Source organism: Bacteroidota bacterium (genome assembly GCA_016720935.1).
Lineage (GTDB): Bacteria > Bacteroidota > Bacteroidia > AKYH767-A > 2013-40CM-41-45 > JADKJP01.
Genome location: JADKJP010000004.1, coordinates 220,151 through 246,194 on the forward strand (window position 1 = coordinate 220,151; position 26,044 = coordinate 246,194).

Annotated in this window: 28 protein-coding genes and 1 tRNA gene; 20 read left to right on the forward strand and 9 right to left on the reverse strand. The window is 42.7% G+C overall.

The window, feature by feature from the left end:
* Positions 1-106: 106 nt before the first annotated feature.
* From IPP86_04955 to IPP86_04965, 3 genes are all read left to right on the forward strand, one after another.
* Positions 107-1,627, forward strand: a complete 1,521-nt coding sequence (locus IPP86_04955) for a GH3 auxin-responsive promoter family protein (GenBank protein ID MBL0137867.1) — start codon at positions 107-109, stop codon at positions 1,625-1,627.
* A gap of 103 nt (positions 1,628-1,730) precedes the next feature.
* Positions 1,731-2,336 (forward strand): LysE family translocator, encoded by a 606-nt coding sequence (locus IPP86_04960; protein MBL0137868.1) that lies wholly within the window; start codon positions 1,731-1,733, stop codon positions 2,334-2,336.
* Positions 2,337-2,495: 159 nt separating this feature from the next.
* Positions 2,496-2,978: a hypothetical protein gene (locus IPP86_04965; protein MBL0137869.1), complete on the forward strand. Its 483-nt coding sequence runs from the start codon at positions 2,496-2,498 to the stop codon at positions 2,976-2,978.
* 5 nt (positions 2,979-2,983) lie between these two features.
* On the opposite strand, the gene IPP86_04970 is transcribed toward IPP86_04965, so the two are convergent.
* Both IPP86_04970 and IPP86_04975 read right to left on the reverse strand, forming a co-directional pair.
* Positions 2,984-4,129 carry a pirin family protein gene (locus tag IPP86_04970; GenBank protein ID MBL0137870.1) on the reverse strand — a complete coding sequence of 382 codons (1,146 nt, stop codon included), beginning with the start codon at positions 4,127-4,129 and terminating at the stop codon, positions 2,984-2,986.
* Positions 4,130-4,360: 231 nt separating this feature from the next.
* A tRNA-Val gene (locus IPP86_04975) sits at positions 4,361-4,435 on the reverse strand.
* A gap of 157 nt (positions 4,436-4,592) precedes the next feature.
* On the opposite strand from IPP86_04975, the gene IPP86_04980 reads away from it, so the two are divergent.
* The 4 genes from IPP86_04980 (at position 4,593) to IPP86_04995 (ending at position 7,541) form a co-directional block, all read left to right on the forward strand.
* Positions 4,593-5,498, forward strand: a complete 906-nt coding sequence (locus IPP86_04980) for a DUF3822 family protein (GenBank protein ID MBL0137871.1) — start codon at positions 4,593-4,595, stop codon at positions 5,496-5,498.
* A complete protein-coding gene (rsmD, locus tag IPP86_04985) occupies positions 5,486-6,019 on the forward strand; it encodes a 16S rRNA (guanine(966)-N(2))-methyltransferase RsmD (GenBank protein ID MBL0137872.1) in 534 nt (177 codons plus the stop codon). The genes IPP86_04980 and rsmD overlap by 13 nt, the downstream gene beginning before the upstream one ends.
* Before the next feature lie 173 nt (positions 6,020-6,192).
* Positions 6,193-6,657 (forward strand): pantetheine-phosphate adenylyltransferase, encoded by a 465-nt coding sequence (gene coaD / locus IPP86_04990; protein MBL0137873.1) that lies wholly within the window; start codon positions 6,193-6,195, stop codon positions 6,655-6,657.
* Positions 6,658-6,755: 98 nt separating this feature from the next.
* Entirely contained in the window at positions 6,756-7,541 is a 786-nt protein-coding gene (locus IPP86_04995) for a hypothetical protein (protein MBL0137874.1), read from the forward strand.
* Positions 7,542-7,544: 3 nt separating this feature from the next.
* Here the strand turns inward: IPP86_04995 and IPP86_05000 are convergent, their stop codons facing one another.
* Complete coding sequence (locus IPP86_05000) at positions 7,545-8,186, reverse strand: NUDIX domain-containing protein (protein MBL0137875.1); 642 nt, start codon at positions 8,184-8,186, stop codon at positions 7,545-7,547.
* 130 nt (positions 8,187-8,316) lie between these two features.
* On the opposite strand from IPP86_05000, the gene IPP86_05005 reads away from it, so the two are divergent.
* The 3 genes from IPP86_05005 (at position 8,317) to IPP86_05015 (ending at position 11,048) form a co-directional block, all read left to right on the forward strand.
* Positions 8,317-8,958 carry an orotate phosphoribosyltransferase gene (locus IPP86_05005; protein ID MBL0137876.1) on the forward strand — a complete coding sequence of 214 codons (642 nt, stop codon included), beginning with the start codon at positions 8,317-8,319 and terminating at the stop codon, positions 8,956-8,958.
* Between the two features lie 205 nt (positions 8,959-9,163).
* Complete coding sequence (locus tag IPP86_05010) at positions 9,164-9,559, forward strand: SRPBCC family protein (GenBank protein MBL0137877.1); 396 nt, start codon at positions 9,164-9,166, stop codon at positions 9,557-9,559.
* Positions 9,560-9,728: 169 nt separating this feature from the next.
* Positions 9,729-11,048, forward strand: a complete 1,320-nt coding sequence (locus IPP86_05015) for a T9SS type A sorting domain-containing protein (protein ID MBL0137878.1) — start codon at positions 9,729-9,731, stop codon at positions 11,046-11,048.
* A 22-nt stretch (positions 11,049-11,070) separates the two neighbouring features.
* Here the strand turns inward: IPP86_05015 and IPP86_05020 are convergent, their stop codons facing one another.
* On the reverse strand, positions 11,071-11,832 hold the full coding sequence (locus IPP86_05020) for a biotin--[acetyl-CoA-carboxylase] ligase (GenBank protein MBL0137879.1): 762 nt from the start codon (positions 11,830-11,832) through the stop codon (positions 11,071-11,073).
* Positions 11,833-11,931: 99 nt separating this feature from the next.
* Between IPP86_05020 and rsfS the strand changes: the two genes are divergently transcribed.
* The 7 genes from rsfS to IPP86_05055 all read left to right on the forward strand — a co-directional run bounded on the left by rsfS (position 11,932) and on the right by IPP86_05055 (position 18,632).
* Positions 11,932-12,348, forward strand: a complete 417-nt coding sequence (rsfS, locus tag IPP86_05025) for a ribosome silencing factor (GenBank protein MBL0137880.1) — start codon at positions 11,932-11,934, stop codon at positions 12,346-12,348.
* Positions 12,349-12,432: 84 nt separating this feature from the next.
* The gene (gene ftsH / locus IPP86_05030) at positions 12,433-14,532 is read left to right on the forward strand and encodes an ATP-dependent zinc metalloprotease FtsH (GenBank protein MBL0137881.1); all 2,100 of its coding nucleotides are present in this window, start codon (positions 12,433-12,435) and stop codon (positions 14,530-14,532) included.
* A 74-nt stretch (positions 14,533-14,606) separates the two neighbouring features.
* Entirely contained in the window at positions 14,607-15,257 is a 651-nt protein-coding gene (locus IPP86_05035; GenBank protein ID MBL0137882.1) for an LUD domain-containing protein, read from the forward strand.
* Positions 15,258-15,266: 9 nt separating this feature from the next.
* A complete protein-coding gene (locus IPP86_05040) occupies positions 15,267-15,473 on the forward strand; it encodes a DUF2007 domain-containing protein (protein MBL0137883.1) in 207 nt (68 codons plus the stop codon).
* Positions 15,470-16,291, forward strand: a complete 822-nt coding sequence (locus IPP86_05045) for a phosphatidate cytidylyltransferase (protein ID MBL0137884.1) — start codon at positions 15,470-15,472, stop codon at positions 16,289-16,291. The genes IPP86_05040 and IPP86_05045 overlap by 4 nt, the downstream gene beginning before the upstream one ends.
* A gap of 223 nt (positions 16,292-16,514) precedes the next feature.
* Positions 16,515-17,810, forward strand: coding sequence for a Glu/Leu/Phe/Val dehydrogenase (locus IPP86_05050; protein ID MBL0137885.1), 1,296 nt, complete (start codon positions 16,515-16,517; stop codon positions 17,808-17,810).
* Between the two features lie 162 nt (positions 17,811-17,972).
* Complete coding sequence (locus IPP86_05055; protein MBL0137886.1) at positions 17,973-18,632, forward strand: phosphatidylserine decarboxylase family protein; 660 nt, start codon at positions 17,973-17,975, stop codon at positions 18,630-18,632.
* A 76-nt stretch (positions 18,633-18,708) separates the two neighbouring features.
* Here the strand turns inward: IPP86_05055 and IPP86_05060 are convergent, their stop codons facing one another.
* The 3 genes from IPP86_05060 to IPP86_05070 are packed head-to-tail and all read right to left on the reverse strand — an operon-like array spanning position 18,709 to position 21,029.
* A complete protein-coding gene (locus IPP86_05060; protein MBL0137887.1) occupies positions 18,709-19,128 on the reverse strand; it encodes a hypothetical protein in 420 nt (139 codons plus the stop codon).
* Between the two features lie 42 nt (positions 19,129-19,170).
* Entirely contained in the window at positions 19,171-20,856 is a 1,686-nt protein-coding gene (gene hutU, locus IPP86_05065; GenBank protein ID MBL0137888.1) for a urocanate hydratase, read from the reverse strand.
* A gap of 2 nt (positions 20,857-20,858) precedes the next feature.
* Positions 20,859-21,029, reverse strand: a complete 171-nt coding sequence (locus IPP86_05070; protein MBL0137889.1) for a hypothetical protein — start codon at positions 21,027-21,029, stop codon at positions 20,859-20,861.
* 153 nt (positions 21,030-21,182) lie between these two features.
* On the opposite strand from IPP86_05070, the gene IPP86_05075 reads away from it, so the two are divergent.
* The gene (locus IPP86_05075; protein MBL0137890.1) at positions 21,183-22,061 is read left to right on the forward strand and encodes a 1-aminocyclopropane-1-carboxylate deaminase/D-cysteine desulfhydrase; all 879 of its coding nucleotides are present in this window, start codon (positions 21,183-21,185) and stop codon (positions 22,059-22,061) included.
* A 227-nt stretch (positions 22,062-22,288) separates the two neighbouring features.
* Positions 22,289-23,254, forward strand: a complete 966-nt coding sequence (locus IPP86_05080) for a glucosaminidase domain-containing protein (protein MBL0137891.1) — start codon at positions 22,289-22,291, stop codon at positions 23,252-23,254.
* Positions 23,255-23,314: 60 nt separating this feature from the next.
* Here the strand turns inward: IPP86_05080 and IPP86_05085 are convergent, their stop codons facing one another.
* The gene (locus IPP86_05085) at positions 23,315-24,823 is read right to left on the reverse strand and encodes a hypothetical protein (protein ID MBL0137892.1); all 1,509 of its coding nucleotides are present in this window, start codon (positions 24,821-24,823) and stop codon (positions 23,315-23,317) included.
* A 106-nt stretch (positions 24,824-24,929) separates the two neighbouring features.
* Here IPP86_05085 and IPP86_05090 point away from each other — a divergent pair, with 106 nt between their 5' ends.
* Positions 24,930-25,568: a chromophore lyase CpcT/CpeT gene (locus IPP86_05090; protein ID MBL0137893.1), complete on the forward strand. Its 639-nt coding sequence runs from the start codon at positions 24,930-24,932 to the stop codon at positions 25,566-25,568.
* 104 nt (positions 25,569-25,672) lie between these two features.
* Here the strand turns inward: IPP86_05090 and IPP86_05095 are convergent, their stop codons facing one another.
* Complete coding sequence (locus IPP86_05095) at positions 25,673-26,026, reverse strand: hypothetical protein (protein ID MBL0137894.1); 354 nt, start codon at positions 26,024-26,026, stop codon at positions 25,673-25,675.
* Between the last annotated feature and the right edge of the window lie 18 nt (positions 26,027-26,044).

Here is a 26,044-nt window from a genome sequence, read left to right on the forward strand (position 1 = left end):
GTCCCCCGCCCCTTCTTCATGAACAACCCGGAACTCAGAACTCGAAACCCTACACCATTACCATATTAACTGAATTTCCTTATTTTCGCTCAGCCAAAGAAATGAAATGCCGCTGATCGGAGCTCTTATTAAACAGGGATTGAAACTGGGTACACGCGTCAAACTGCGTGATTATACTCCTATTCAACACCAGCGTAAGGAATTACGTAAACTCATGCGAAAAGCGGAGCATACCGCTTTTGGCAATCATTACGGTTTTAGCAAGATGCTTGACTCCCGGAATTTTGTCAGGGCATTCCAGAATGACGTTCCGGTTTTCAATTACAACTCTATTTTTCAGAACTGGTGGCATCGTTGTCTGGCCGAAGAAGAAAATGTCTGCTGGCCGGGACATGTGAATTATTTCGCCCTGAGTTCAGGCACTTCTGAATCCGCAAGCAAACACATTCCTGTCACCAACGACATGGTGAAATCCTTGCGCAAAGCAAGCATTCGTCAGATTATCACACTCAGCAAATACGATTTACCGGCTTCTTTTTTTGAAAAAGGAATTCTCTGGCTTGGCGGATCAACACAACTCAACAGACACGGTGGATATTACGAAGGTGATGTGAGCGGAATTTCCGCCCGACGTGTTCCGATCTGGTTTCAGCAATATTACAAACCCGGAAAAAAAATTTCCAAGGAGAAAGACTGGAATATCAAACTCGAAGAAATTACCAAGCAGGCCGACAAATGGGATATCGGAATTATTACCGGTGTTCCTTCATGGGTTCAGCTGCTGATGGAAAAAGTAATCGAACGTTACAAGTTAAAAAGCATCCACGATATTTGGCCCAATCTCCAGGTAGTCGCTCATGGTGGTGTTTCTTTCGAGCCATACCGCAGAAGCTTTGAGCGTTTCTTTTCCAAACCTGTACACTTCATCGAAATGTATCCTGCTTCGGAAGGCTTCATCGCGTTCCAGGCAGAACCGGATGTACGTTACATGAAACTCATCCTGAACAACGGACTGTTTTATGAATTCGTTCCTTTCAACGATGAGAACTTCGACGCGAATGGAGAACTAAAACAAAACCCTCAGGCATTACTGGTGAATGAAGTAAAAGAAGGTGTTGATTACGCCATTCTAATCAGCACCTGCGCCGGAGCATGGAGATATATGATTGGTGATGTTGTTCGATTTGTCAACAAAGAGAACTGCGAAATCGTCATTAGCGGAAGAACAAAACATTTCCTCAGTCTGGTTGGCGAACATCTCAGTGTCGATAACATGAACAAAGCTGTCGAATATGTCGCGGAACAACTCAATGTTGAAATCCCCGAATTCACTGTCGCCGGAATTCCTTACGAAGGATCTTTTGCCCATCACTGGTTTCTTGGTGTGAATGGAAATCTGGACAGAGCCCAGGCCAAACTTTTACTCGATAAAAAACTAAAAGAACTGAACGACGATTACGCCGTTGAACGTGTCTCTGCATTGAAAGAAGTCATTATCGAAACACTTCCTGCAATTAAGTTCTACAACTACATGAGCAACAACGGCAGGCTCGGCGGACAAAACAAATTCCCCCGCGTACTCAAAGCTTCGCAGTTGGAGGAGTGGAAGCAATATATTGCTGGCTAGTTCCGGGTTCCGGGTTCGAAGTTCAAAGTTTGAGCAGATCTCAATTCTCCCAACCACTAAGCACTAACCACTAACCACTAACCACAAACCCGGAACCCAAAAAATGCTCGAACCCATTTTCAGCGGATTTACTTTTGGACTGTTGCTGGCAATCATGCTGGGGCCGGTGTTTTTTGCTTTGCTGCAAACGAGTCTGCACGAAGGGTTCAAGGCGGGTGTACACATGGCAATTGGCGTATTCATCAGTGACGCGACAGTCATCGCCGTTTGTTATTTTTTCGCTGCTCAGCTTAACCTCATGGAACAAAACAAAACCCTGATGGGTTGGATCGGAGGGATCTTGCTGATTGGATTTGGTGTTGTCAATTTCATCAAGAAAATAAAAGTAAAAGAAGTGGATGATGACAAAAAAACCGTCCATGCCAAATTTATGTTGCAGGGATTTCTCCTCAACATCATGAACCCGGCGGTTTTACTTTTCTGGCTGAGTGTAATCAGTATGGTGAGTCTGAAATCCTATAACCGGAGCGAAGAGGCTGCATTCTTTGCTTCTGTTTTATTGACAGTCTTTGGGACTGATTTACTGAAATCATTTGTCGCTAACCGTATTAAAAATCTTTTAAAAGCCAATGTCATCCTTTGGGTGAACCGTGTCATCGGTTGCGCACTGATTGGATTTGGCGTTCACATGATCTGGAAGATTATCTGATTTGTTCGGGCTTTCAATTATTTTTCAAAATTCCAGTTTCAAATTTTATTCCTGCAAAATCACAGCATTTCTATAGGCAGAAATAATACCAATTCTGATCATTGGTCATAGTATTTTTTTGTGTTTGTATCTAACTTTAATAGACAAAACCGAAGAATCATGAAAACCGCTGAAAATTTCGAAACAGGATGTTGCCCACGATTTAACCTTGATGCCTGGCAGGAAAAAGAAGTGACTTTCACGGACAAATTATTTCTGAAAGATCATGTCACCAGTATTTTTCACATTCCGCTGAACTTTGGAAAGGTGATGGAGAAAAACATGGAAATAATTGAACACGCCGGAGCGAAAAGCAAAGAACAGCTTGTTTTGTCAGAAGAAAAATCTCCCTGGGGATCTGAAGTCCATATCGCGGTAGAAAAGGAAATCCCTCAGGCGGAAATGGAAAAGATTTCCGGCACTTTTTTATCAAAAGTTTTCGAAGGTTCCTACAACGAGATGGCGAAGTTCGTAGAACAGATGAAGGTGTATGTCCATTCTAAAGGAAAAGAAGCAAAGAAATTATTGTTCTACTATCCTTACTGTCCGAAGTGCGCGAAGGCTTACGGTAAAAACTACATAGTTATTTTGGCTCAATTGTAGGTCAACTAACTACTCTTCACCTCTTCCTTCCCATCCGCGTGTTTGGCAAACCTGCTTTTTTCACGCGGGTGAACCTGATCATATCTCGGCCATGGCCAGCCACCGAATTGAGTGCGGTGATAATCTTCAAAAGCCTGGTTGATTTCTTCCTTGGTGTTCATCACAAATGGTCCGTATTGAATGACGGTTTCACCAATCGGTTTTCCTTGGAGCAATAAGATACTAGTCGGCTGATCACCTGCCTGAACCAATACATCCATATTGGCTTCGAGTTCCACCGCATTGTATTTGGGAATGGAAGTACCTGCAAGATTGAGCGATTCACCTTCATAGAAATAAACGGTACGGTTAATTCCTGCAGAAGCTTTTGGCAAAGTCCAGACCGCGCCCGGATTCATTTTAATATTCCATATAGCAACTTCATTACTCTCTGTCGCGGCCCAGGAATCCGGCGGAGGCGCAGGAGCTTTGATACTTCCGATCTTACCGGCAATCACTTCAACTGTTGTTGATTTTCCGTTATTGTCTTTGTGAACATAACGTGGAATCATATCCTGCCATAACATTTTAAAATGCGGCTCAACCATTTTATTTTTCTTCGGAAGATTCAGCCAGATCTGAAAAAGCTCCATCGGATTTTCCTTCTTTTCACTCAGCAGTGGAAACATTTCCGAATGCTGAACACCTTTGCCTGCAGTCATCCATTGCACATCACCATTACCATATCTTCCTGCCGCACCCATGGAATCCGCGTGATCCACGATACCTTGTCTGACCACCGTAATCGTTTCAAATCCCCGGTGAGGATGACCGGGAAAACCGGGAACTTTTTTCCCGTGATACATTCTGAAACCATCCTTGATGATAAAATCATCGCCGAGATTTCTTCCCTGCATCGATGTAACCGGACCCATCTCCGCATTTCCTTTTGGAAATTTGTCTTCATGATGAACACAAAACAAAAACGGATCTGCGGTGTCCCACATAAATCCAAGGGGTTTGATATTTTTTATCGGGTTCATTTTCTTGTCCTCAGGATTGATAGATTCTTTGATTGAATTTGAAATTCCGTTGAAAGGAACAGCAATTGCTGACACCAGTCCGAGAGTTACACGGGAGATGAAGCTTCTTCGCTTTAAGGGTTCGCTCATTGGATTAGGATTGTTGGTTGGGGAGCTTGAAATTACAAAATTTTAATTATTAAAACTGCGAGGCAGGATCGTTCAATTCAACCAGCCTGATTTTAACATTTGATGATGAGTGGAAGAGTAAGTGTAAGTGCAAGTGCAAGTCTCAAGTTTGGGTGTTTAAAGAAATGAAAGATTTTCAATCCAAAGGGTACCAAAAACCAACAACCAAAAACTAATAACCAATAAAAAAAGTGGACGCTACAGGATTCGAACCTGTGACCCCTACCCTGTCAAGGTAATGCTCTAAACCAACTGAGCTAAGCGTCCATTTCTTCCTGAATTCGGAAGAGGCGGCAAAACTAAAAATAAATCCGGATTCACTCTAAAATTTAAGCCTATTTCATCTTTCCGGCGCTATTTATCTGCGATGCGAAATGATTTTTGGGTTTAATTCGTAGATTTGCCTTAGTTCAAACAGAACATCTTGAGCCTCACTACAGAAAACATTTTTCGCAGTCGTTCCTCACCGGAATCCGCTTCCATTTTCATCCTTGATGAAAGCCTGGAAACGCAAACCGCCGGGCGTTGCGATCTGTTTGTTTCCGTGGAACCGGGCGGAATTCAGCTTGCTTTGAAGGAGCTAAAAGAGAATTGCTTTCTCGCACTTGAATGTTTTCCTGCTGATCCTAAAAAAACTGAAACACAATGGACGGAAGTTTTTGAAAAAATTTCCGCTCAAAGTAAGTTGCTCAGGAAATATGAATTTGCCAGGGTCACAGTAAGTATTTCCACTCCGTATTACACATTGGTGCCGGATGGTTTATTCCGCAAAGGCGATGAGCAGGGTTACCTTCAGTTTAATTTCCCAGTAGAACAGGACATGACTGTTTACGCAACCCCAGTTCCGTTTTTTCAATTGTATTCTGTTTTTGCCATTCCAACTTCCCTGGTTACCGAACTGAATCATCTTTTTGAAGATCCTGAAATTGTTCACCACTCCAGGGCTCTCCTGGAAAGTATGAGCATGTTTGCACGTACGCACCAGGAGCGACAACTCTTTCTGAATTTTTACGGTAACGACATGGACGCGATTGTCACCGACGGAAAGAATCTCATTCTGATGAATTCATTTTCCTGCAAAGGCATTGAAGATACCTTGTATTTCGTTCTCTTCCTTTGCGAACAGCTCGATATGAATCCGGAAACAATCGATGTTAGACTTGCCGGAAATATCGAAAAAGAATCCGCCTTGTATAAACTCTTGTTCCGTTACATTCGTAACCTGAGCTTCAGCACGCGTCCTGGTCCTGCCGAATACAGTTACGGCTTCAAGGATTTGCCTTCCCAGTTCTTTCACCCGCTTTTTAGTCTGGCCCTTTGCGAATCATAGGAGGAAAATACGGAGGCCGCACTTTACTTGCTCCGGCTTCTTTGCCTGTGAGGCCGACAACAGATTACGCGAAGTCGGGCTTATTCAATATCCTCAACAACAAAATCGATTTTGAATCCCTGCGTGTGCTTGATCTGTTTAGCGGAGTCGGCGGAATCAGTCTTGAATTCGCGTCCAGAGGCGCGAAAAGTGTTACCGCTGTGGATATTCATTTCAATTGTGTCAAATACCTGAATGATACCGCAGCAAAACTTGGCATCAAAGAACTGAAATGCATTCGTTCCGATGTCTACAAGTTCCTGAAACAAAACACCTCCACCTACGATCTGATATTCGCTGATCCGCCATTTGATCAAGCCGAAACCGACCAGATCCCGGATCTGGTTTTTGAAAGAAATCTACTCGAACCCGGAGGAATTCTTATCGTTGAACATCAATCCAAACGAGAACTAAATTCAAAAATCCCGGCCACCGAAATACGGAAGTATGGGAATGTGGGGTTTTCGTTTTATGAAGCTTAATTTACTTGGTACCTGGCACCTTGTACCATGTAATTAGTACAAGGTACCAGGATTATTGTTAGGAAAACTTTAAAATTATTTTCGATATTTGATATCTCAATCTAAGCACCAAGCACCAAGCACCAAGCATCAACACCTAACACCTAACAACTAACAACTAACAACCACTCCGAATGTCATCAAAAAAAATCGCAGTATTCCCGGGATCATTTGATCCAATCACGAAAGGGCACGAAAGCATTGTGAGCCGTTGTCTGGATTTATTTGATGAAATCGTTATCGGTATTGGTTACAATTCAAACAAACATTATTATTTCTCACAGGACAGACGGGAACATTTTATTAAAAAGACTTTTGAAAATCAAAGCAAGGTCAGGGTTGAAAGATACAGCGGACTCACTGTTGAGTTTTGCAAACAGATTGGCGCGCAGTACATCCTGCGTGGACTGCGTACATCAGCAGACTTTGAATTCGAGCGTGCGATTGCACAGATGAACAGGGCCATGATTCCGGAAGTAGAAACTATTTTTATTGTATCCGATCCTGCATTGTCACATATCTCCTCCACGATCGTCCGTGACATCCTGCTCTACCAGGGAGATGTTTCCAAATTTGTTCCGGTTGCCGTTACAGTTTAATTTCCTTCGGAATTTCTTCAAATAGATTCGATATCCCTGCGTTAGATATTCAAACAATCAAAAGATACGGGAAGATTATTTCTAATTCATTCATACAAATGAATCGGTTACTCATCACATTGCTTGTTGTTCTCGGACTGAATTGCATTCGCACTACCGCCAATGCACAGGGAACCCTTGTGTTTTGTGAAAGTGTCACACCTGCCGGTCAGCCTGTGGGAATCATGGAATCACTGATAATGGATCCGGGCGGACAAACAGTGAAGATGTTTTATAAAGCCTCGAATGGAAAACTGGATACCAGAAAAATAAAAATCACTTTCGAAAAGCTGAAGAAGAGCGCTTTCCAAAAAATCAATGAGATTTCATTTTTCAGCGACCCGACAAAGGAGAGCATTGTGAATGATTTCAGGATTGTTGAAAGCGGAGATTACAGAATTCGTTATTACGATTACGATAACAAACTTCTCGCGGATGAAGTATTAAGTGTTTCTGATGCCATGCAGGAAGGAGATTCTCAACATGAAACTGATGCTGTGGCTCTTGCTCCCGACAGTTTGCACACTACTCAGATACTTTTTTCAGACGGCCCACTTGGTGATGGCGCCAATCTGAATACGGAATTTTCATTTCGAGGAACACATGGCAAATTGCATCTCTACATAGAACCGTTCGATGAAAACAACAAAAACAGAATTGTGGATATCTGGAAAAAAGAAGGCGAAGAATACAGCCGGTTCGTGAACTCGAGTCAATTTTCTTTTTCAGCTGATAAAAACCGTGGCTTTACCATCGTGACATTTCCTGAAGCTGCGGCCTATAAAGTTACGCTCTACACCACAGAAAATATCCTGATCACCACCAGCTACGTAGAGTTCAAATAATGCTTACTTCACAGGAGTAAAAAAAGTTTCCAGCAGATCCCGGATTGAAATATACGTTTTTGGATAAACAGTTTTTATTATTTCCTCTTCCGACATCCACACAGCTTCCTGAATATCTTCTTCCGCCTGTGGAACAAGTTCACGTTTGTCTTCGGAATCCATCAGGTACCAATGTGTTTTTTTGAGAATGCGCTTACCGCCCTCAGGATAGGTATGAAATGTTGCAGGCAATGCTTTGAGAATTCTCAACTGACCAATTCCACACTCCTCTTCCACTTCGCGCACAGCGGCCTGTTCAGGAGTTTCATCATAGTCGAGTTTTCCTTTTGGTAAATCCCATTTTCCTCTTCTGAAAATCACCAGGTATTTATCTTCCTCATTTTTCACCAATCCACCTGCTGCTTCTATCAATGTATACAAAGAGACAAAACGAAGCCAGCATTGAGCGGGAGAATCCGACAAATAAATAACTTGTTTCCACTTTTTATTTCTCTCCAATTCACCGACTGCCTTCTCGAGCGGCATCGCGGATTCACTCAACACCTGGATTCCCTCTGAAGAATCTTCTTTGAGAGGATTGTAAATCTCCCTGATGAGAAAGGGTTTATCATTTACAAAAACTTTGAATTCGCTTTTTTCTTTCATCCTTCTTTACCGCTAAACCTGATGCATGACAAAGGTAAGCGATTGAACGCAATGCATTGATCTGATGAAAATCATTTTTTTGATTTGTTGTTCACTTTGTCAAGTGGCGGAAATCGTGTACGTTTGTCCTATGCCAGTAAAAGACGAAACGGCAGGGAATATTGCCGAATACCTCCTCCAGATCAAAGCGATAAAATTACAACCCGACAAGCCTTTTACCTGGGCTTCAGGATGGAAATCACCGATTTACTGTGACAACAGAATAAGCTTATCCTATCCTAAAGTCAGGACATACATCCGCCAGGCACTTGTTAAAGCAATCGAAGAAAAGTTCGGTAAGCCGGACTGTATCGCAGGTGTTGCCACAGCAGCCATTGCTCAGGGAGCATTGGTAGCGGAAGCCATGGGATTGCCTTTCGTGTATGTCAGATCCTCCCCCAAGGATCATGGTCGGGAAAATCTGATCGAAGGCGAAATCAGCAAGGGCCAGTCAGTAGTTGTCATTGAAGACCTCATTTCTACAGGCAAATCATCTCTCAAAGCTGTCGAAGCACTCCGCGAAGCAGGTTGCAAAGTGAAAGGTATGATTTCTGTTTTCACCTACGGCTTCCCGCTTGCAGACGCGAATTTCGAAAAAGAAAACTGTCAGAATATTTCTCTCTGCGATTACGAAACCCTTCTCGAAAAAGCACTTGAAGCAAAATACATCTCCAAAAACGATCTCGACACTCTCCGTAAATGGCGAGAGGCTCCGGAAGCATGGGGGATTTAGTGAGTTATGAGTTTTGAATTATGAATTATGAGTTATGAGTTATTTTGCTTCTGGTTCACCGTTATTTAATTTTAATTGAATAAAATAGCTAACCTAAAAAACCTAGAGCACTCAGAAATTACCCTTCACTAAACACCAGAGTCCAGACTATTACTTTCGCAAATCACAGACACCACACACGCACTTCACAAACACTCCCTCAACAATGACTCGTATCGAAAGTGACAAAGTAGTTGTAAAAAAAACACAGGCTGAGATTTATAATTTCCTGAGCAACTTCAACAATTTCCAGAAACTGATGCCTGAACAGGTAACGAACTGGCAATCGACAGAAGAAGAATGCAGTTTCACCATCGCGGGAATGGCCAGTCTTGGAATGAAAATTATTGAAAAGACACCGAATAGTCAGATAAAAGTTACAAGAAACGGAAAAGCTCCTTTTGATTTTAATCTCGACTGCGCCATCAAAGATCTTTCTGACAATTGCGAAGTACAACTTGCATTCGATGCTGATCTGAATCCGATGCTGAAAATGATGGCAGTCAAACCACTCACGAACTTTTTAAATCTCCTCGTACACAAACTCAACGAATTGCCATAAACACGTTGTTCCAAAAATTCACAAAAAAGATTTGTTAAGGATTCCTCAACAAATCTTTTTTTTATGTCCTCATTCTGTTCGTTTTTCATCCGATAGCGTTAAACTTTGTTAGCGAATTCCGGGAATCAAAAACCACGATTTACTTTGCGCTTCCAAATAAAAATTCATTATGAAAAAATTTACCCCCACTCCATTTACATTCATTCTATCCTTCATTCTTTTACTCAGCAATCTTGTAGCATTTTCGACACCTCCGCAATGGACAAGTCTGATAACCGGCACTACAGAAAAACTTCGAGATGTCAATTTCCTTGATCCGGATTATGGTATTGTTGTTGGCGACAATGCAACAGTTCTCCTCACAAGTGATGGTGGACAAACCTGGTCCAACATCAACGCGCATGCATTTTCAGGAAATGTGTATTCCGGTTTGGTTTTGAATCAGGATACATTCGTGGTTTGCACCTTTGATCAAATCAATTTTACCGGTGGAACATATATCACTTATAATGCCGGCAATAGCTGGACACAGATCGGCACAGAACCCGGAACCGCGCATCCAACTCAATTGGGAAGCTCAGATCATCAGAATATCTATTCAGTTGGAAGTAATTTATTGAGGTCAACAAATTCGGGCCTAGCTTGGGATACTTTGCTTCAATATACAGGCGGAATCAATTCCCTTTACCAGATCCAGTTTCAGGATCAGCAAACCGGTGTCGCGGGCGGATTGAACTCAGGCTTCGCGACGTATTCGGCAAATTTCGCGCGTACGACCAATGGAACAAACTGGTACCTGGCTGATGTTTTTTCATTTCCGAACGCGGATGCATACACAACACTTGACTTCCCGGCGCTGGATACCGGTTATATGTTTGTGAATCATTACAACGGATTTGTTCCTTCGAATCAGAATGCACTCTGGAAGCTTTACAACTTCACACTAAGCGTCCCCTTCCCCGGCGATTCACTTGTGCAGTTCAGCAGTCAGATCGTGAACGCGAACACACCGGGATATGCATTCGCCGCTGATTTTCAAGATACTCAAAACGGGTATGCTTTATTTACCGGTGGAACAATTTACAAAACCAATGACGGTGGTCTCAACTGGAACCTTGATTTCACTTCTACTGCAGATACTTTATCCGATATTCAAATCTTTGAAGAAAGCACAGGATATGCGGTTGGCGATGACGGAACCGTTTTGAAATTATCGCAAAGCACGGCTGTTCCTTCTGTTCAAAAAGAAGTGTCCTACCACTTATTCCCCAACCCCGCTTCTGACAAAGTAGTATTGTCATGTCATTCAAAAGAAAACTCATTGACATATTCCATTGTATCCCTGGACGGCAAAATCTGTTTAAGCGGAATAATAAAAGATAAAAATACAGACATCAATATTTCTGACCTCACTCCAGGAGTTTATTCTTTTAAGCTTTTGAATCCCGATGGAACCTTGCTGAGCGATTCGAAACTGTTGAAGCAGTAAACAAAAACAGATTAACTATCGATCAGATAAATCGAATCTCCTTGGTGTCATACGAAACAACTTGGCCGTCTTCCGATTTCAGGGTAAGGCGGCCTGAAGGATCGATGCCGGTGATTTTCGCAGTGAAAACTGTATTCGCTTTTTCAAATGGAAACCATTCGTCAAAACGATACAGGACGTTCAGGTAATCTCTGTTGAGTAAATCGTATTCTCCTCTTTTCAGCTGAAGATACCTCGCTTCAAGAAAATTGCACAGGGCATTGATTTCTTCATCGAGATTCAACTCCTTTCCTATTATCTGGGACATGGAAATAGCGATATCCAAAAAATCCGGAAACACGTCCTGGTTTACATTTAAACCGATACCAAGGATGGACTGGTTGATACTACTGCTGTTGATTTGGTTCTCTACGAGGATCCCACAAATCTTCTTGTTTTTGAAATATATGTCATTAGGCCACTTGATTCGGACATCGCTCCCAACATGGGATTTGACGTAATCAAAAATGCCAAGGGAATAAGCTTTATTGAGCATGAAAATATCCTTTACATGCAAAAAAACGGGAAAAAAGGCGATGCTAACCAACATATTCTTGCCTTTTTCGCTAAACCAGCGGGTTTCACCCTGTCCGCGGCCGGCTGACTGACTTGATGCTTTCAGGAGGGTTCCCTCAGGCATAATACGCATTCGGAGCAAATCAGAAAGGTAGGAATTGGTAGACATAACCGTCCCCAAAGAAATGACCTGCCGCCCTGTGAATAAGGTTGTTAACTCTTTTTGCATAAAATAAAGAATGGTAAGTCCTGAACGGAATACCTTTAAGTGTCGACAATATTTTCAGTACTTTTGCGTCCTCAATCTTGATAAGACTTAATCAGAAGAATGATCAAAAAGACTAAATCTCCTTCGCGAAAGGTAACGAAAAAACCTTCGAAAAAGACAGATGAATCGGTACGAATGAAGGATTTGATTGTGGAAGGAATGCAGGAAAAAAAAGCAAAGGACATTGTCTGTATTGATCTCCGAAATTTAAAAAATGCCGTGGCAGATTTTTTTGTGGTCTGTCACGCGGATTCCAGGACTCACATTGACGCAATTGCCCGTTCCGTTGAAGAATTCGTCTACAAAAAACAAGGTGAAGATCCCCTTCACCGCGAAGGAATGGCGAATTCAGAGTGGATATTGCTCGATTATGTCAATGTGGTTGCCCACGTTTTCCGCCAGGAACAGCGGGAATTTTATGGAATCGAGCGCCTGTGGGCGGACGCCGAAATTCAGCGTATTGCAAGTAACTATTAATCCGTAACTTTGTTAAAGATGACGATATGTCGGATGCCATGAAGATGGTATCATGTTTGACTTTCGTATACGATTACATTTTCCATGAGCGAGAACAATAGAAATAACGAGTCATCGGGCGGACAGCCCAAAGGCGGGAAAGACGGAAAAAAATTTCCAAACTCTCCCCGCTTCAATTTTAATTTTTACTGGATCTACGGGATTATCATTGTAGTCTTGATCATTACCCAGTTTTTTCAATGGGGTACTGCCGAGCATAAAATACTTTTTGATGATTTCGAAAGGACCATGCTGGTCTCCAAAGATGTCGACCGTATCGTGGTCACCAATGATGTCGCGCACATCTATATTAAAAAAGACAAACTCAGCGATCCGAAATACAAAGATGTCAGGTTTAAAACCTGGGGCAATGTAGAAAACCCGGGTCCGCATTACTACCTGAATACCGGTCCGGCTGAACTTTTTTCCAAAAAAGTTGAGGAAGCTCAGAAAGATTTTAAGCCTGAAGAAAAAATCAGCATCGACTACGAGCAGGACAGCCACAGCTATTGGGACATTGTCCTGAACTGGTTACTCCCGATCGGATTCTTTATTGTTATCTGGGTCTTCATCATGCGCCGGATGGGCGGTGGTGGTGGCGGAAGCCAGATTTTCAATATCGGGAAATCAAAAGCTCAGCTCTTTGATAAAGATCTTCAGGTACGTGTTACCTTCAACGATGTAGCAGGTCTGGAAGAAGCGAAAGTGGAAGTCATGGAAATTGTCGACTTCCTCAAAACGCCAAAAAAATATACTACCCTCGGTGGAAAAATTCCACGCGGAGCATTGCTTGTGGGCCCTCCGGGAACAGGTAAAACTCTCCTTGCAAAAGCCGTTGCCGGCGAAGCACAGGTGCCTTTCTTCTCCTTGTCTGGTTCCGATTTCGTAGAAATGTTCGTTGGTGTGGGAGCTTCCCGTGTAAGGGATCTTTTCCGTCAGGCAAAAGAAAAAGCGCCTTGTATTATTTTCATTGATGAAATTGACGCGATCGGTCGTGCCCGTGGCAAATCGCCTTCCTTCTCCGCGAATGACGAGCGGGAAAGTACACTCAACCAGTTGCTCACGGAAATGGATGGTTTCGGAAGCAATTCCGGTGTCATCATCCTTGCTGCTACTAACCGTGCGGATATTCTCGACAGAGCTCTTTTACGTCCCGGACGTTTTGACCGCCAGATTTATGTCGAGCTTCCGGATGTGAACGGACGTAAAGCAATTTTCCTCGTTCACCTGAAGCCACTCAAAATTAACGACACGCTCGATATCGATTTCCTTGCCCGCCAGACACCGGGATTCTCCGGCGCGGATATTGCAAACGTCTGTAACGAAGCAGCGTTGATCGCCGCGCGTAAGAACAAAACGAGTATCGATAAACAGGACTTCCTCGATGCCATTGACAGAATCATCGGTGGTCTTGAAAAGAAAAACAAAATCATTTCTCCACAGGAAAAGAAAGTCATCGCTTTTCACGAAGCCGGTCATGCCGCAGTGAGCTGGTTGCTTGAACATGCTCACCCGCTGATTAAAGTTACCATCGTTCCACGCGGTAATTCTCTCGGCGCTGCATGGTATCTTCCTGAAGAAAGACAAATCACGACTACCGATCAGCTCATGGATGAAATCTGCGCGGCCCTCGGCGGACGTGTGGCCGAAGACATCATCTTCGGAAAAATCTCTACCGGTGCGCTGAGTGATCTGGAAAAAATCACCAAGCAGGCTTATGCCATGGTGACGATTTATGGATTGAATGAAAAAATCGGAAACATCAGTTTTTACGATAGCTCCGGTCAGCAAGAATATACTTTCAACAAACCTTACAGCGAACAAACAGCTGAGACGATTGATTCCGAAGTGAAGAAAATGATCGACATCGCTTATGCACGCACCAAGGACATTCTTTCCAGACACAAAGAACAATTGTCACAACTGGCAGGCCGTCTGCTTGAACGCGAAGTCATCTTCAAAGAAGACCTCGAACAAATCTTTGGCAAACGTCAGTGGGAAGATAAACCGGAAGTTCCGCTACTGCCTGTTCCAAATTCCAATGGAAGCAGCAATGGCTCAAACACTCCAAAAGACCAGGAAATTCCAAGCATGCCACCGGTAAATCCTCCGACAGCATTCGATGCGAATCCGCGATCTGAGTGAAAACGGGAATAAGAATTTCCGATATGAACGATTTGACCGGGTAGATAATTTTAGCAAAAAATTGACCCTTACGTATGCAGGACAGTACAACGCGGGAGAAAATACTAAAGAAAATCCGCCAGGCATTGATTCACAAAACGAATCAACGTTTTCCGAATATTGATTGGGACAAAAATATTTATGTCACTTCAGATGAAAGTCTGGAGGAACAATTCGCGAAATCATTTACTAAAATTGGCGGTCAGTTTGTCTTTTGTGAAAATGAACTTGAATTTTTAGAACACCTTGTCGGCCTTGCAGAAGAACGCGGGTGGAAATTAATCCATTGCCGTGAACAAAAAATCACGGATCTGATGGATCAGGTTGAATTTCCTTATCTGAAAAATAGTGTCGATTATCCCGAGGGAATGGTCTCCGTGACCAGTTGCGAAGCATTGGTTGCAAGACTTGGATCAGTAATCATTTCCTCCAAACTCGGGTCGGGCCGACAATTATTTGTTGTACCAACAACGCATGTTGTTCTCGCATACACTTCTCAACTTGTACCTGAATTAAAAGACGCTCTTCAGCTGATCCGAAGTAAATATGGCGATCAAACACCTTCCATGATCGCTTCCCTTACCGGCCCGAGTCGTACCGCTGATATTGAAAAAACATTGGTTACACCGGCCCATGGTCCGCGTGACATTATGGTTTTTCTGGTGGACGACAGCGCTACTGAATGATTTTGCTCTATGGAAAACGGATGGGAATGTATTTACAGCAGCGATAAAATGCACCTGGCTGAAATTGTGCAGGCTGTGTTGCGTGACGAAGGAATAGAATCTGTCGCGGTAGACAAACGCGACTCCAGCTACGTAACAATTGGCGAAGTCGAATTGTATGTCCCCGGAGAAAATGCTATTCTTGCGCGTTCAATAATCGAACAACATCAACTGTGAGCAACTTCCTTCAACGTCTTTTTACCGCACTCATCGGCGCAGCCGTGGTGATTTTCAGCATCCTTTACAGTGAGTGGACTTTTTTACTTTTGTTGGTACTGATGGTCACATTGGGATTAAGGGAGTTTTATTCACTGAGTAAAGGTGAGGGAATCCAACCACAGGCAATGTTTGGAATTTTACTGGGACTGGTCCCATTTCTTTCTCCACTGCTCAACAGCGCGCTGAAAATTGAACTGAATTTTCTTCCCTTGTTGCTTATCCTTCCTTATTTTATTTTTATCAGGGAACTGTATACGAAAGCTGAAAAGCCATTCACCAACATTGCTTACACACTTCTTGGCCCGATTTATATTTCTGCTTCTGTGTTTATGTTCTATCTGTTTTCATTCCAGGGACTTGAACAAGGCACTTATCATGGAACAAATATCGTCGGCTACTTTCTCCTCCTGTGGGCAAATGATACCGGCGCTTACCTGGCAGGAAGATGGCTTGGTAAAACAAAATTGTTCGAAAGGATCTCACCAAAAAAAACCTGGGAAGGAGTTTTCGGCGGAATCGTTTTGACTGCTATCGTTGCTTCGATTATCTCACACTATTTTACAAACATTGATGTTGTGAACTGGTATTTTATTGCCGGGATCATTATCCTTACGGGAACTCTTGGTGATCTCGTTGAATCTCTTTTCAAAAGAAGTGTTCATACCAAAGATTCTTCCTCCCTTCTTCCAGGTCATGGTGGTGTGCTGGATCGTTTCGATGGGCTTTTCATTTCGGCGCCATTCGTATTCTTCTATATGCTGATGATTTTTTCCTGAGCTGATCTTTCAGGAGGTGTTAAACAGACATCTATAAAATCTGTTTTTGCCCCAGAGAGACGTATCTGCATTTTTCCTGAATTTTTTTTCTCTTCGGACCAACCCCTAAAGCAATGGTATTAAGGGTATTGAGGATATTTGAAAATTGGACTTCATTTCAGGATAAATCAAAAGTCCCTGCTACTTCTTAAAAGCCTACCTTTGCCGCCCTCAAATAAAAACCATGATTACTGCGGAATCCAAAGAATTAACAAATGCCGGTCTGGCTTCAAAAGACACCAACAACCCCTACGACTCCATGATACAGCGCTTTGATGTCGCTGCAAAAATTATGGGTCTTGATGATGACACTTACAATGTTCTCAAAACCCCACATCGCCAATATCTGGTCAGTCTGCCGGTAAAAATGGACGATGGAAAAGTAAAAGTTTTCGAAGGTTATCGTATCGTGCACAACGCGAGTCGTGGTCCTTCAAAAGGTGGAATACGTTATTCCCTTGAAGTAAACCTCGATGAAGTAAAAGCTCTTGCTGCATGGATGACGTGGAAATGCGCCATCGCTGATATTCCATATGGCGGTGCGAAAGGCGGTATTACCGTTGACCCTTCCAAATTATCCGAAGGCGAACTCGAGCGACTCACACGTGCCTATACTGCTGCCATGAGTGATGTCTTTGGTGTTGACAAAGATATTCCTGCTCCGGATGTAGCTACCGGCCCTCGTGAAATGGCATGGATCGTTGATGAATATTCAAAAATCAAAGGCGCATTTACTCCCGGCGTGGTTACAGGAAAACCAATTCACCTTGGCGGTTCTGAAGGACGTGTTGAAGCAACCGGTCGTGGTGTAAATACAGCCGCTCTGGAAGCAATGAAAAAAATTAAGATGGACCCGAAAAAATCCACTGCCGCTGTACAGGGCTTTGGAAATGTAGGTTCCATCACCGCCAAATACATGGAAGAAGCGGGCATAAAAATTGTCGCAATCAGTGATCATACCGGAGCATTCTACAATGCAGAAGGAATCAACATCGCGGATGCCATTGCTTACCGTACTTTGAACAACGGAGTCCTCAAGGGCTTTCCCGGTGGAAAATTAATTCCGAACGAGGAATTACTCACACTTGATGTAAACATCCTCGCCCCTTGTGCGCTGGAAAATCAGATCCGTCGTGCAAATGCGAATGATATCAAAGCACAACTCATCGTCGAAGGTGCCAACGGCCCGATCACCGCGGGGGCAGATGAAATTCTTACTCAAAAAGGAATTGTCGTGATCCCGGATATCCTCGCAAATGGTGGCGGCGTAACCGTTTCTTATTTTGAATGGACACAAAACCGTTTCGGATATTATTATCCTGTAGAAGAAATTCACAAACGTGCCGACCGTTCCATGATCAGAGCCTTTGAAAATGTTTGGGCAATTTCACAAAAACACAAAGTATCCATGCGTATAGCGGCTTACATTTTTGCACTGGAAAAGGTGTCTGTCGCCTTAAAATCACGCGGAAACTATTGATTCCGGCTTAAAAAACGGAGAAGCTTCAGGGCTTCTCCGTTTTTGTTTTAGATAACTCTAAAAAGATGTTGAAATCCCCTTTTCAAAAAGCATCACGCTTCACCTACAAATCCTATATTCGCTCCTGAATTCTGATCAAAAGCATCTCACAATACTAAATCCATGACGATTCACAAAGAAGGCTATGCATCCCTTGCCATCACAATCCTCGTACTGGCAGGATTACACATTCTCGGGGACCAGTTCCTCAGTAATTTCCCCATGCTCCGCCTGGGAATCCTCATTGGCTCCATTATTCTTTTTCTCATCATCCTTCAATTTTTCAGACATCCTTCCCGCAACATCGTAAAGAACGAAAACTATGTCATCTGTCCTGCGGATGGTAAAGTGGTGGTGATTGAAGAAACTACTGAAGGAGAATACCTGAAAGACAAAAGGATCCAGGTTTCTATTTTTATGTCGCCGTTCAATGTGCATGTGAATCGTTATCCGGTGAGCGGACAAGTTACTTTTTGTAAATATCATCCCGGCTTGTATCTCGTCGCATGGCATCCAAAATCTTCCACGGAGAATGAAAGAACTACAGTTGTGATCGAGACCAGTTCCAAAACACAAATTCTTCTCAGACAAATTGCAGGAGCTCTTGCACGACGTATTGTCTGCTACCCGCAACAAGGCTGGATGGTAAAACAGGGAGAAGAAATGGGCTTCATCAAATTCGGCTCTCGAGTGGATGTCTTCCTTCCACTCAATGCAAAGATCAAAGTGAATATGGATCAAAAGGTAACAGGCGGAGAAACAATCCTGGCTGAACTTTCCTGATCCACTCCAAAAATTTTTCAAATAAAAAAAGGGAGCCATTCGGTTCCCTATTTTATTTATTCTTATTGAAGAAAATTTATTTATGCGCGCTGCCGGTTCTATAGTCAGGTATTTGACCATCCTTGATGGTAAAATTAAATGAAAGTGTATTGTTGTTATTGTATGTACCTGAACCGGTAACTGTATCGCCCGCAAATACATTCAAAGGAGCTCCGGGGATTGTTATCGAATTACCAGTGACAGTAGCAACAACCATCGTATACGCATCAAAATTATACATTAGGATTTGGTCCGGCGCACTGTTACTTGCGGAAATTGTCATGTTCCAGTTGAGTGAATTCCCTGAAGATCCTGTTGAAGATCCCTGCCAGTCACCCAGAAATTTTTCCCGATCAGTGGTTGTAGGACCATTTTCGGTGGAATTCTTCTCGCAGGAATACAATACCAACAAAGAACTCACTATCACCATTGCCGAAAGCAATTTTATTTTTCTCATGAGAAGCATTTAAGCTTAAACTAGTCAATTACCGGACCAAAATTATTTGAGCCTTGCTTTCAGGTCTAAATTGAACTTCCGTGCCGTATCCAGAGCAATGTCATAGCCGGCATCCGCATGACGAATGACACCCATTGCAGGGTCGTTATTGAGTACACGTTTGATCCTTCTCTTTGCATCATCTGTACCATCCGCGACGATGACCATGCCGGAATGGATGCTATAACCCATTCCAACGCCTCCTCCATGATGCAATGACACCCAGCTGGCACCACCGGCTGTGTTGATCAGCGCGTTCAATACAGGCCAGTCTGCAATCGCGTCACTGCCATCTTTCATGGCTTCGGTTTCCCTGTTGGGTGAAGCCACACTACCTGTATCGAGGTGATCACGACCAATCACAATCGGCGCCTTCACCTTGCCTGATTTCACGAGCTCGTTAAAAGCCAGTCCTGCCTTTTCACGATCGCCCATACCGAGCCAACAAATTCGTGCAGGCAAACCCTGGAAGGCGATTCTTTCCTGCGCCATTTTTATCCAGCGGTGGAGAGATTTGTTTTCAGGGAAGAGCTCGAGAATAACTTTATCCGTCTCGTAAATATCCTGTGGATCTCCGCTCAAAGCTGCCCAACGGAAAGGTCCCTTTCCTTCGCAAAACAATGGACGAATATAAGCAGGAACAAAACCGGGAAAATCAAAAGCGTTTTTCACGCCGTGTTCGAGTGCGCGTCCGCGGAGATTATTGCCGTAATCAAACGTAATCGCTCCCTTCGCCTGTAATTCGAGCATCAAACGCACATGTTCCGCCATGGAATCATAAGCCATTTCAAGATAACGTGCAGGATTGGATTCTCTCAGCACATTTGCTTCTTCATTGCTGAGACCTTCCGGCAAATAACCCACAAGCGGATCGTGCGCGGAAGTCTGATCTGTAAGTGCATCCGGAATTACACCGCGCTCTTTCAAACGACGCAGCAATTTTACCGCGGTGCAGATAACACCAATGGATTTATTTTCGCCACTCTTCTTAAACGAAAGTGCGAGATCAATCGCCTTATCTATATCATGTTCGATAAAATCAAGATAACGTGTCTCCACACGCTTTTGCGCGCGCCATTCTTCCACTTCCGCGGCAAGACAAACACCATCTGCCATGGTGATAGCAAGTGGCTGAGCTCCGCCCATTCCGCCAAGCCCTGCTGTTACACAGAGCTTGCCTTTGAGGCTTCCGTTAAAATGTTTATCCGCAAGCGCGTTGAATGTTTCGTAAGTACCCTGTACGATGCCCTGTGAGCCGATGTATATCCAGGAACCTGCTGTCATCTGACCATACATGATCAGACCTTTCTTTTCCAGCTCATCGAATACTTCCCAGGTCGCCCAATGCGGAACCAACTGAGAATTGCTGATGATGACACGCGGAGCATCTTTGTGTGTCGGTAAAATCCCAACCGGCTTTCCACTCTGCACCAGCAAAGTTTCATCTTCATTCAGATCACGCAGTGCTTTCACAATGAGGTGAAACGATTCTACATTTCTGGCAGCCTTCCCTCTGCCACCATAAACAATCAGATCCTCCGGGCGTTCCGCTACATCCGGATCCAGGTTGTTATGAAGCATGCGTAAGGCAGCTTCCTGAATCCAGCCTTTGCAGGAAATAGTTGTACCTGTTGGCGTCTTGGTTTTTGACAAATCCAGCTTCTCATGAAGTGTTGTTGATGGTATCATGTTCAATCTCTTTTGTATTTCTTTTTCAAAGATTCATTGTATTTCCAAGGACAATGACGGCATCCGCTCTGACAACAATATCCTCTTTTCAGATGATATTTCTCTGTAAAGATAATATAGCCTTCAGGTGATAAGTAAAAATCCTCTTTCTCAAATTTCTCGTGATGGGCCATATTCGGCAATAGGATCAGATGAAAATCAGTGAATCACTTCGGAGCCCCTGATTATCAATAGAATATTATCATTCAGGTGTCAAATTTACCGATTCGGAATGGAAGCACAAATTGTAGTTTTGCACCGTGTTGAACAGCGATCCGGTCTCCAAAATCGAAGAAATTCAGTTTTCTCCCCTTCATAACAGCGGTATCAGGCTTTTTGTTCTGCGGGATGATCTCATTCATCCATTTCTTAGCGGAAATAAATGGAGAAAATTAAAATACAATATCCCTGATATACTCAAAGAGCCTAATACTGTTATGGTCACCTTTGGTGGCGCCTGGTCCAACCACCTCATTGCCTCCGCAGCAGCGGGAAAAATTTATGGCTTTGAAACAATAGGCATTGTGCGTGGTGAGGAAGGTGTGATGAATGATGCCTTACGTTTTGCACAAAAATGCGGTATGAATTTGTATTACATTTCCCGTGAAGAGTATCGCAAACGCAAGGACCCTGAATTTTTATCCCACATTGAAAACAATTTGAGGATATTTTTTCCATCAATTCTTCAAAATAAAAATATTTTTCACCTCCCCGAAGGCGGATCAAATGCAGCGGCAGTAAAAGGCTGCGAAGAAATTCCTTCCGCGATTCCAATTCATACGGATTATATCTGTTGCGCATGCGGCACGGGAGCAACACTGGCAGGCATTGCAAGAGGATTGAAACATAATCAAAAAGCATTGGGAATACCGGTTCTGAAAGCGGAGTCCTTTATGCATAAGGATGTCATGCAATGGAATGTAAACCCTGAAAATTTTGAACTGCACTTTGGTTACAGTTTCGGAGGTTATGCAAAATTCAGTACCGAGCTAATCAATTTCTGTCATGACTTCAGCAGGGAAACACATGTCCCGATAGAACCCGTTTACACCGGTAAATTATTTTTCGCACTCACACAATTGATCAGGCAGGGATATTTTAAAAAGGGTTCGGTAATCACAGCTGTACACAGCGGCGGTCTTTACGATTTTACAAAAGAATGCTGACCATTCTTCATTAGAAATTTAAATCATTTAATGTGTAAATGAAAAATGTTACATTTTTGGAAGAATTTTTTCTAATAATCAGGAGTAATTTTTAATGAAGAAAATAAATGATACGGATTTTATATTCTGCTGTATCCATTTAAGCACATTTCAGGTATAAAATGAACAAAACCTTACCGTTTAGGTTCGGAATTCAATTTGTCGTCAACAAAACCGTTGTAATACCAATGAAACAAACATCCCTCTTATTGCTGAGCTTATTCTTTGCAGTCTCCTCCTTCGCCGGAGACAACCGGCGCATGTCGAGAAGCGAATACATCGCTCTGTATAAAGACGATGCGATTCGTGATATGCAAAAAACAGGTGTTCCTGCCTGCATCACTATGGCGCAGGCTCTCCTGGAATCGAATGATGGAAATTCTCCCCTCGCGCTTGAAGCCAATAATCATTTCGGTATCAAGTGCGCCGAATGGACAGGACCTTCCTATATCCAGGATGATGACAAAAGAGATGAATGCTTCCGTAAATACAGCAGCGTTCTTGAATCATACGATGACCACTCCAACTTTTTGAAAACAAGACCGCGTTATTCTTCTCTCTTTCAACTTGACATTACCGATTACAAAGGATGGGCAAAAGGATTGAAAAAAGCAGGTTACGCGACCGATCCAACGTATGCGGATCGTCTGATAAAAATTATTGAAGACAATCAACTGTATCTGCTCGACCAGGGACAATCTCCTCCGGAATATGCAAGCACCAACAACTTCATCTCTATTCCTGAAGAAAAACCTGTCGCGGAGCCCAAACGTATTTTTGTTCCAAGTGTAGACGCGGTGGATCCTTACACTTCCCGTCGTGTTAAACAGGTGAATGGAGTTGATTACATTGTTGCACGCCGTGGTGATACTTTCAAAAGCATCGCGAAAGAATTTGAACTGGGTTACTGGCAACTTCCTAAGTACAATGAACTCTCAGATGATGTTCCGCTGGTTGAAGGACAGATCGTTTTCCTGAAACCAAAGAAAAAAGAAGGTGAACGCACTAATTATACTGTTAAAGAAGGCGACACGGTGTACTATATCTCCCAGGTGATGGGCATCAAAATAAAATATCTTTACAAATACAACAACCTGAGCGAAGGTCAGCAACTCCAGCCCGGACAGAAATTAAATCTGAAAAAACAATCCTAAGGGTACCACTTAGGATAAAATAAAAAACTGCTCCTGTAAGAGCAGTTTTTTTGTTTTGCATCAAAGTGTGATGCTGACCATGTAAAATTTATTTTCCTTGTAAGCCGGCAGTACGATCGTCTCTTCATCTATTTGTCGTGCCGATCTGGCAACAATACTCACCTTTTCGATTTCATTGAACAGAACATCCGTTTTCTGGTTCCCTTGTCCATCGACAGTTGAATACAATACGGAAGACTCTTCGTCCGCATACTTGTTATAGATCGTGATTATTTTTCCTCCTGAAATCGCGGAAGCGTAAGATGAATAATACCCGGCATCATCCGTAGAATTCTGATCTTTACTAAACACAGTACTCCAAAGAATATTTCCATCCGGGTTGACGGAAAGAATCATGATGTTCCCGAAGTGGTAATAATAGTGACTGGTAACCGTTTGCGTATAATAATCCCAATAGGTCCTCGATGTTTCATAATAGGATTCAGCCACAACTGCGGCTCCTCCATCCTTTCTTAAAACCAGTCGGTCGATGGAATAATTGACGAGCTCCTTATTTTTATTTTCCTTTCTGTCACCTACAAACTTCTGAAGAAACGCGGCAGGGAACGGCGAATTCGTCACCTGCTGATCTTTCAGACTATCTTCTTCAAAAGAACAGGAAAATATACCTGCCGTAGAATAAGTGGTTTTATCCGAATAAAATCCGGCCACAACAATTTTGTGATTGAAGTTATCACTTGAAATTGCCACATCGGTCAGGAATTTATCCTGGATCTTTACTTCTTTATCAATCACACGATCTTCTTTCAGATTATATCCTACTAGTTGGTAATAACTTTCTCCCGGCGCTTTCACTTTTTTATCAGTGGTATATTTTATTCCCAGAACAAAATAATTTCCGGAGTCAGACAAGACCGCTGTCACCGGTACAAAATACCGGATCGCGAGAGGCACCTGTATTTCCTTACGGTACAAAATACGAAGTGTATTATCCGCGACCACAACCATGAAGGCCTGCACTTCCTGATCTTTCTGAAATTTACGATAGGACATGGCGAATTTTGTCTGATCATGTGACAGCATTATTCCCGGTTTATTTTCTTCATCAAATTCATCCGCTGAAAAATCATCAAGCAATACAGCCTGATCCTGCCATTTACCTGAAGCATTTATAAACTGAACATAGAAATTGAATTTCTTACTCGCTTTATCACGCGTGTAAAACAAAACGATCACTTTATCATCCATCACCTGAACGTCGGCGATTTTACCACCTTCTGCGGGAGCTGTCAGTTCTTGTTCCCAATGCAGATTCAATTCCATCCCGTAATATTGCAAAAGGTATTTCCTGCTCTTAAATCCGGACCTATCCTTTGTTGAGCTCAGCGAGAGATTGCTGCGCAAAACATAAAAACCATCTCCATCAGAACCAATAATTTTCAGGTAGCCGTATTTACTGTTATCAGCCATGGGTTGGGACCAGCGTACACTTTGGCACAAGGCAGATGGCAACATGGATATGCTGAAAAATACAACCAGAAAAAATATCAAACGATTTAAGTTATGCATAGACATATTATTCAAAAATTAATGATCTAAAACTCCCACAATTAAATTTCAATCTCACGTATTCATGCTTCAGGAATAATTTCTATTTTGCCTACAAAATAAGCGTATGAAATCTACATTCCGCATCCTTGTATTCATTTTATTTTGTTCTGTCGCGCAAAACAGCCATGCACAATCCGAAGAACTGAAAACTCTTTCACAATGGATGTCCGGGTCCTATTCGAGTGAAGCGCAACACCTCAAAGATACAGCGAATTATTTCGACATCCGACTCCAGATTATCCCCATCTGGACCAACCGAAAAGACGGATTCTGGTTTTATGTGGAACAGGCTGTTGCAAGCTATATTGACCAGCCTTATCGCCAACGCGTTTATCACTTGAAAGAAAACGATAAAGGCAAATTTGAAAGCGTGGTTTACACTCTCAGCAATCCGCTTCGTTTTACACATAAACCTGAAGATGTTGAAAAACTGAGCACCGACAGTCTTAGCGAAAAAGAAGGATGTTCCGTTTACCTGACCAGGAAAGACAAGGATTCATTCTCAGGTGGTACCGATGGTAAAAAATGCCCAAGTGATCGCAAAGGTGCAGCTTATGCTACTTCTGAAGTCAGCATCACAGCTAACGAATTAATTTCATGGGATCGCGGATACAATGATAAAGACGAACAGGTTTGGGGAGCTGAAAAGGGAGGATATCATTTTATCAAAATTTCTCAGATCAATTCAGTCGAAAAAAAATAAAATACTAAGACGAATACTAAGCGACAAGGGTTCATTTCAAAAAAAATGAACCCTTGCTTTTTTTATAATCCTAAATTAAATTTTTCAGAAAATCCTTCAGACAATCAATTAAAACTTTTCCAGAAAACAGGTTTGCAGGATTTAATTCTTGCCTGGATCCGTTTTTCTGCGACATCGGGATTACTCCTTACGAATTTGTGAATTTCATATTCAGTCTCCGCTTCCACCAACGTTATGAAGCCACTGCCATTTTCAAACAAAGCGGCCATCAACAAACGTCCGTCTTTGTATGCCTGTCGAATATAATTTTCATGGCGCTGCAAATCGGCATTTGTAAAACTTTTGTGTGCAGGAAAATTTTCCCCCATGGTCCAAAGGATAAAATACAATTGTTTCAATCCGCGTTCTACGGGCGCTTCCTCATTTCCGAAATACGTCATGTCGATGTTTGGTTTCATAAGTGGTGAAATAGTTTT

What these genes read in the sequence shown, in the direction of transcription:
- IPP86_04955 (MBL0137867.1), top strand. Translation starts at nt 107, where the DNA reads ATGCCGCTGATCGGAGCTCTTATTAAACAGGGATTGAAACTGGGTACA.
- IPP86_04960 (MBL0137868.1), top strand. Translation starts at nt 1,731, where the DNA reads ATGCTCGAACCCATTTTCAGCGGATTTACTTTTGGACTGTTGCTGGCA.
- IPP86_04965 (MBL0137869.1), top strand. Translation starts at nt 2,496, where the DNA reads ATGAAAACCGCTGAAAATTTCGAAACAGGATGTTGCCCACGATTTAAC.
- IPP86_04970 (MBL0137870.1), bottom strand. Translation starts at nt 4,129, where the DNA reads ATGAGCGAACCCTTAAAGCGAAGAAGCTTCATCTCCCGTGTAACTCTC.
- coaD (MBL0137873.1), top strand. Translation starts at nt 6,193, where the DNA reads ATGTCATCAAAAAAAATCGCAGTATTCCCGGGATCATTTGATCCAATC.
- IPP86_04995 (MBL0137874.1), top strand. Translation starts at nt 6,756, where the DNA reads ATGAATCGGTTACTCATCACATTGCTTGTTGTTCTCGGACTGAATTGC.
- IPP86_05000 (MBL0137875.1), bottom strand. Translation starts at nt 8,186, where the DNA reads ATGAAAGAAAAAAGCGAATTCAAAGTTTTTGTAAATGATAAACCCTTT.
- IPP86_05005 (MBL0137876.1), top strand. Translation starts at nt 8,317, where the DNA reads ATGCCAGTAAAAGACGAAACGGCAGGGAATATTGCCGAATACCTCCTC.
- IPP86_05010 (MBL0137877.1), top strand. Translation starts at nt 9,164, where the DNA reads ATGACTCGTATCGAAAGTGACAAAGTAGTTGTAAAAAAAACACAGGCT.
- IPP86_05015 (MBL0137878.1), top strand. Translation starts at nt 9,729, where the DNA reads ATGAAAAAATTTACCCCCACTCCATTTACATTCATTCTATCCTTCATT.
- IPP86_05020 (MBL0137879.1), bottom strand. Translation starts at nt 11,832, where the DNA reads ATGCAAAAAGAGTTAACAACCTTATTCACAGGGCGGCAGGTCATTTCT.
- rsfS (MBL0137880.1), top strand. Translation starts at nt 11,932, where the DNA reads ATGATCAAAAAGACTAAATCTCCTTCGCGAAAGGTAACGAAAAAACCT.
- ftsH (MBL0137881.1), top strand. Translation starts at nt 12,433, where the DNA reads ATGAGCGAGAACAATAGAAATAACGAGTCATCGGGCGGACAGCCCAAA.
- IPP86_05035 (MBL0137882.1), top strand. Translation starts at nt 14,607, where the DNA reads ATGCAGGACAGTACAACGCGGGAGAAAATACTAAAGAAAATCCGCCAG.
- IPP86_05040 (MBL0137883.1), top strand. Translation starts at nt 15,267, where the DNA reads ATGGAAAACGGATGGGAATGTATTTACAGCAGCGATAAAATGCACCTG.
- IPP86_05050 (MBL0137885.1), top strand. Translation starts at nt 16,515, where the DNA reads ATGATTACTGCGGAATCCAAAGAATTAACAAATGCCGGTCTGGCTTCA.
- IPP86_05055 (MBL0137886.1), top strand. Translation starts at nt 17,973, where the DNA reads ATGACGATTCACAAAGAAGGCTATGCATCCCTTGCCATCACAATCCTC.
- IPP86_05060 (MBL0137887.1), bottom strand. Translation starts at nt 19,128, where the DNA reads ATGAGAAAAATAAAATTGCTTTCGGCAATGGTGATAGTGAGTTCTTTG.
- hutU (MBL0137888.1), bottom strand. Translation starts at nt 20,856, where the DNA reads ATGATACCATCAACAACACTTCATGAGAAGCTGGATTTGTCAAAAACC.
- IPP86_05070 (MBL0137889.1), bottom strand. Translation starts at nt 21,029, where the DNA reads ATGGCCCATCACGAGAAATTTGAGAAAGAGGATTTTTACTTATCACCT.
- IPP86_05080 (MBL0137891.1), top strand. Translation starts at nt 22,289, where the DNA reads ATGAAACAAACATCCCTCTTATTGCTGAGCTTATTCTTTGCAGTCTCC.
- IPP86_05085 (MBL0137892.1), bottom strand. Translation starts at nt 24,823, where the DNA reads ATGCATAACTTAAATCGTTTGATATTTTTTCTGGTTGTATTTTTCAGC.
- IPP86_05090 (MBL0137893.1), top strand. Translation starts at nt 24,930, where the DNA reads ATGAAATCTACATTCCGCATCCTTGTATTCATTTTATTTTGTTCTGTC.
- IPP86_05095 (MBL0137894.1), bottom strand. Translation starts at nt 26,026, where the DNA reads ATGAAACCAAACATCGACATGACGTATTTCGGAAATGAGGAAGCGCCC.